At 57.3% G+C, this 4,872-nt stretch carries 5 protein-coding genes; 4 read left to right on the forward strand and 1 reads right to left on the reverse strand.

Going from position 1 to position 4,872, the window contains the following annotated elements; all coding sequences use genetic code 11:
- Positions 1-397: CBS domain-containing protein (locus tag CKW31_RS18400; RefSeq protein ID WP_095098156.1), on the forward strand; the 397-nt coding region annotated here is incomplete at its 5' end.
- A gap of 189 nt (positions 398-586) precedes the next feature.
- Here the strand turns inward: CKW31_RS18400 and CKW31_RS18405 are convergent.
- Complete coding sequence (locus CKW31_RS18405; protein ID WP_218192158.1) at positions 587-1,504, reverse strand: homocysteine S-methyltransferase family protein; 918 nt, start codon at positions 1,502-1,504, stop codon at positions 587-589.
- 205 nt (positions 1,505-1,709) lie between these two features.
- Between CKW31_RS18405 and CKW31_RS18410 the strand changes: the two genes are divergently transcribed.
- The 3 genes from CKW31_RS18410 (at position 1,710) to CKW31_RS18420 (ending at position 4,608) form a co-directional block, all read left to right on the forward strand.
- On the forward strand, positions 1,710-2,531 hold the full coding sequence (locus CKW31_RS18410; RefSeq protein WP_095098158.1) for a transporter substrate-binding domain-containing protein: 822 nt from the start codon (positions 1,710-1,712) through the stop codon (positions 2,529-2,531).
- A complete protein-coding gene (locus tag CKW31_RS18415) occupies positions 2,528-3,361 on the forward strand; it encodes an amino acid ABC transporter permease (protein ID WP_095098160.1) in 834 nt (277 codons plus the stop codon). The genes CKW31_RS18410 and CKW31_RS18415 overlap by 4 nt, the downstream gene beginning before the upstream one ends.
- 98 nt (positions 3,362-3,459) lie before the next feature.
- Complete coding sequence (locus tag CKW31_RS18420) at positions 3,460-4,608, forward strand: MalY/PatB family protein (RefSeq protein ID WP_095098163.1); 1,149 nt, start codon at positions 3,460-3,462, stop codon at positions 4,606-4,608.
- The last annotated feature ends 264 nt before the right edge of the window (positions 4,609-4,872 follow it).

Here is a 4,872-nt window from a genome sequence, read left to right on the forward strand (position 1 = left end):
TCAGAAGGTCCACACCATCTCCCCCCACCAGATGGTGCTCGATGCTCTCAGGCTCATGGCCGAGAAAAACATCGGCGCACTGCCCGTGGTGGACAACGGCAAGCTGGTAGGTGTGGTCAGCGAGCGGGGCTATGCCCGCAAGATGGTCCTTCAGGGCCGCTCCTCGGTGGGCACCCCGGTCAGCGCGATCATGAGCAGCAAAGTCATCACCGTCGACTCCCAGCAGAGCGTCGAAGCCTGCATGGGCATCATGACCGACAGCCATCTGCGCCACTTGCCAGTCGTGGAAAACGGGGAATTGCTGGGACTGTTGTCCATCGGTGACCTCGTCAAAGAGGCCATCGCCGAGCAAGCCAGCCTGATCAAACAGCTGGAGCAGTACATTCGCGGGGATTGAGCCTGGGCCCACACCCTGTTGGAGCAAAGAATGCGGTCTATGTGGGAGCGGTGCTTGCCCGCGATAAGGCTGGATGCGATTCACTTGAGACCGCGTCGCCCTTATCGCGGGCAAGCACCGCTCCCACAAAGATCGGTGCTATCCAGCAAGATCTCCACAAATTCGTCTGCCAGCCAGGGATCTCGCGCCCTACACCAGCTTGAAATGGCTGTGCAACGCCGCGATGTGCTCCGGCCCGATGCCACAGCAGCCTCCAATTACCGAAGCGCCCTGCTCTACCCAGGTATTTGCCCACTTTGCATAAGCGTCTGGCCCAAGGTCTGCGCGGATCTCGTGCAAGGTGTCGTTGGCGCCTTCTTCTTCCACTTCCATCACCGGGAATGCGTTGGCGTACACGCCCAACTCGATCTGCGCCGATGCCGCCTCAATCACTTCACGCGCCGCCAGCAGTGCGGCGGCCATGACTTCCGGCTGGCTGCAATTGAACAGCACTGCACCGGCACCCAGTTCGATAGCAACTGCCGTCGCCTCAGCCACCGTCTCGCCGGAGCGCAAACGAGGACCATGTTCTTCACCGTCTTCCAGGGTAAACGACAGCCACAAAGGCTTGTCATCCTGACCCAGCGCTTCCCGTACCGCACGTACTTCAGCGATCGAGCTTTGGGTTTCAGCCAGCCACACATCGACGCTGGCCTTCAGCCCATGAATCAGGATGCGATGGATCGCCACCGACTGATCATGATCGAACAGATCTGGACGATAAGAACCCAACGCAGGCGGCAACGACCCTGCGACCTGAACAGATTGTGAGGCCTCGGATGCGGCCTGACGTGCAAGCTGACCCGCCAGCTCGGCCAGCGCAGGAGCATCCGCTCTGAAACGCTCTTCACCCAGGTGAAACGGCACCAACGCATAGCTGTTGCTGGTGATGATCCGCGCACCGGCGTTGATAAAAGCCTGATGCGCCTTGAGGACAAATTCCGGTGCTTCGATCAACGCCAGTGCCGACCATTCAGGCTGACGAAATGGCGCACCGATGCGCATGAGCTCCCGACCCATGCCGCCGTCAAGCAAGCGTAGCGGGATTGATTTTACGGGTGTGGACATGGGAACTCCTGAAAGCTGGGCATCTGCTGCGCGAATGCACAGGCAACGGATGAGTGAATTGAAAATTAAAGCCGATTGATAAACCGCAAAATCCGTGGCTTATAACCAAAGCAAAGGCACATAGATCAATTAATAATTAAGGACATTTTTAATATCGCGTTTAAATATATACCAATTATTTGTGTTCGATCTATTCGGTGATGTGATGAATCTACGTGCTGTTTTGCCTTTGAGCCTTGCCCTGCTGTCCGTCTGCTCTACCGCCATGGCCGGTGCGACGCTGGATAAAATCAATAAAAAAGGCGAAATGGTCGGTGTGATGATGGAGAACTACCCACCGTTTTCCTTCCTTAATGATCAAAACCAGCTGGACGGATTCGACGTCGACGTAGCAAAAGCAGTCGCCGACAAGCTGGGCGTGAAACTGCAACTGGCCACTCCGTCCTGGGACGTCATCGCCGCAGGCCACTGGGGCAACCGCTACGATGTGTGCATCTGTTCCATGACCCCGAGTCAGGCCCGCGCTCAGGTATTCAATTTCCCGGTCGAGTACTACCAGTCGCCAGCGGTCATCGTGGTTAACGCCAAGAATGACGCGATCAAGTCCGCCAAAGACCTTTCGGGCAAGAAGGTTGGGATCATCAGCGCTTCCACCTACGAGGCCTACCTCAACAAGGACCTGGTGATTGAAGGTGCAGAAGACAAGCCAATCAGCTACCCGTTCGATGCCGTCCAGGCTGCACCGTATGACAACGAAACCGTGGCCTTCCAGGACCTGGCACTGGGCGCAGGTGTGCGTCTCGACGCCATGATCACTAACCTGATCACTGCACGCGAGCGCATCAATCAGGATCCGCGCTTCAAGATCGCTGGCGACGCGCTATACGCCGAACCCAACGTTGTCGCGACCGAAAAAGGCGATGCTGAATGGGATGCCAAGCTGACCAAGGTCATCGCCGAGCTCAAGGCCGACGGCACGCTGGGCAAAATCTCCCAGAAATGGATCGGCTCTGATATTACCCAATGAGCGAGCATCAACCTGCCCCACCTGACCTGAACGCCGGATCTTCGCGCCTGTTGCGAATTTTCGGCTTCAAAACGCGGCTGTACCTGACCTGGATGGTGATGCTTGGTCTGTGCATCGCGTTTTTCATGAGCTTCGACCTGAAATTCTCGATCATCGCCGCGAAATGGGAATACCTGGTCGGCCTGCATCTGGCACCCAACGGCTTTCTGCAAGGCGCGGCGCTGACCCTTTTCCTGTGTTTCTGCTCGATATGGCTGTCGCTGATACTGGGCTTCGCCACCGCACTCGCGCGCTTGTCCAATAGCGCCGTGGCGTTTGGCATCGCCAGTTTCTATGCGTCGTTCTTCCGTGGCACGCCGCTGTTGATTCAGATCCTGCTGATCTATCTCGGTCTGCCGCAATTGGGCGTGGTGCCGGGCGCGATCAGCGCGGGCATTATTGCCCTGTCGCTGAACTACGGCGCGTACCTGAGCGAGATCTTTCGGGCGGGCATCATCGGTGTTTCACCCGGGCAACGCGAAGCCGCTGCGGCACTGGGCATGCGCCCTACCGTGGTGTTCTGGCAAATCACTTTGCCGCAAGCCATGCGCACCATCATTCCGCCGACCACCAGCCAATTCATTTCCATGCTCAAGGACTCGTCCCTGATCTCGGTGATGGGTGTCTGGGAAGTCATGTTCCTCGCGCAGTCTTACGGCCGGTCGTCCTACCGCTATATCGAAATGCTGACCACGGCGGCGCTGATCTATTGGCTGCTGTCCATCGGACTGGAGTTGATTCAGGCACGTCTGGAGCGGCACTACGGCAAGGCTTACAAAAACCAGCGCTGAGTTGATCACGGCACCATTCAGTCAACTCAGGTGCGGGTGGACCGATGCGATGGGCGCAGCTAACCTGTCGCCCTTGCTTCCTGCCCGTAGAGACTGAAATGACGACCCAACTGGACACCGTATTCGAACGCCACGGCACCGACAGCAAAAAGTGGAGCCTGTACCCCGCCGACGTGCTGCCGATGTGGGTAGCGGACATGGATTTCCCGGTGGCCGAACCGATTATTCAGGCGTTGCAGAAACGACTGGAACATCCGCTGCTCGGTTACGGCGTGGCACAGGACAACCTGCGCCAGACAGTGGTCGAGTATCTCTGGCAGCGATATGCCTGGCGTGTTCAACCTGAAGAACTGGTATTCCTGCCCGGGGTCGAGCCGGGCTTTAACATGGCGCTCAACGCACTGGTTCCGGCCGACTCCGGCGTCGTCTTGCAAACGCCTAATTACTCGCCACTGTCTCAAGCGCCGAATAACTGGCAGCAGCCGCGTATCGAATTGCCGTTCAAGGCTGACGCCAATGGCGAGTACCACACCGACATGGCTGCGCTGAATGGCAAACTGGCCAGCGCCGGCGCCTTGTTGCTGAGCAACCCTCATAATCCGCTGGGCAAGGTCTTCAGTGGCGAAGAGCTGCATCTGATTGGCGAAGCCTGCGTGCAGCATGACGTGCTGATCATTTCTGATGATATTCACGCCGACATCCTCTTCGATGGCCGTCGGCATGTGCCCATCGCATCCCTCAGCCCGCAGATTGCCCAGCGCACAGTCACGCTGATGTCAGCGAGCAAGGCCTATAACATCGCCGGGCTGAAAACCGCGTTTGCAGTGATTCAGAATGAGTCTCTGCGTAAACGCTTCAACGCCGGTCGCCTGGGTCTGGTCGACAGCGTCAACGTGCTCGGTCTTGAAGCCACGCGAGCGGCTTACAGCGAATGCGGTGAATGGTTGAGCGACGTTAACGCGTACCTGCAGGCCAATCGTGATTATCTGGCCCAAGCGGTTAAAGAACGACTGCCTGGCGTGGTCATGCACCTGCCACAAAGCACCTACCTCGCCTGGCTGGACTGCTCCGCATTAGGCCTGGACGATCCCCAGAAATTTTTCCTCGAACACGCCAAAGTCGGCCTCAGCGCCGGAGCGGAATTTGGTGATGATTGCCAGCAATTTGTGCGGCTTAACTTCGGTTGCCCAAGGGTGCTGCTGGAGGAAGGGTTGGCGCGGATGGAACGCAGTCTGCGGGATCGCTAAAGATGGGTCCAACGAGACAGAAGGCCTGAATCACCGCAGCAAGCCCTCTCGCCAACAAGTTGCCTCCTACCTGACTCAGCGCAAAACCGGTAGGAGCGAACTTGTAGTGGTCCAGTTTTTTTGGACCATTCTGTAGAAGTATTAGGCCGCCAGTTTTTCGAAAATAGCTGGCGGCAGGTTATTCGAGGCAGAGTGGCAACGTCGATGGTTGTAGTGAGCAATAAAATCCATCACGTCACGTTCTGCCTCGAAGTGATTCGAGTA

The organism is Pseudomonas sp. Irchel 3A5 (genome assembly GCF_900187575.1).
In the GTDB taxonomy this organism is placed as follows: domain Bacteria; phylum Pseudomonadota; class Gammaproteobacteria; order Pseudomonadales; family Pseudomonadaceae; genus Aquipseudomonas; species Aquipseudomonas folii.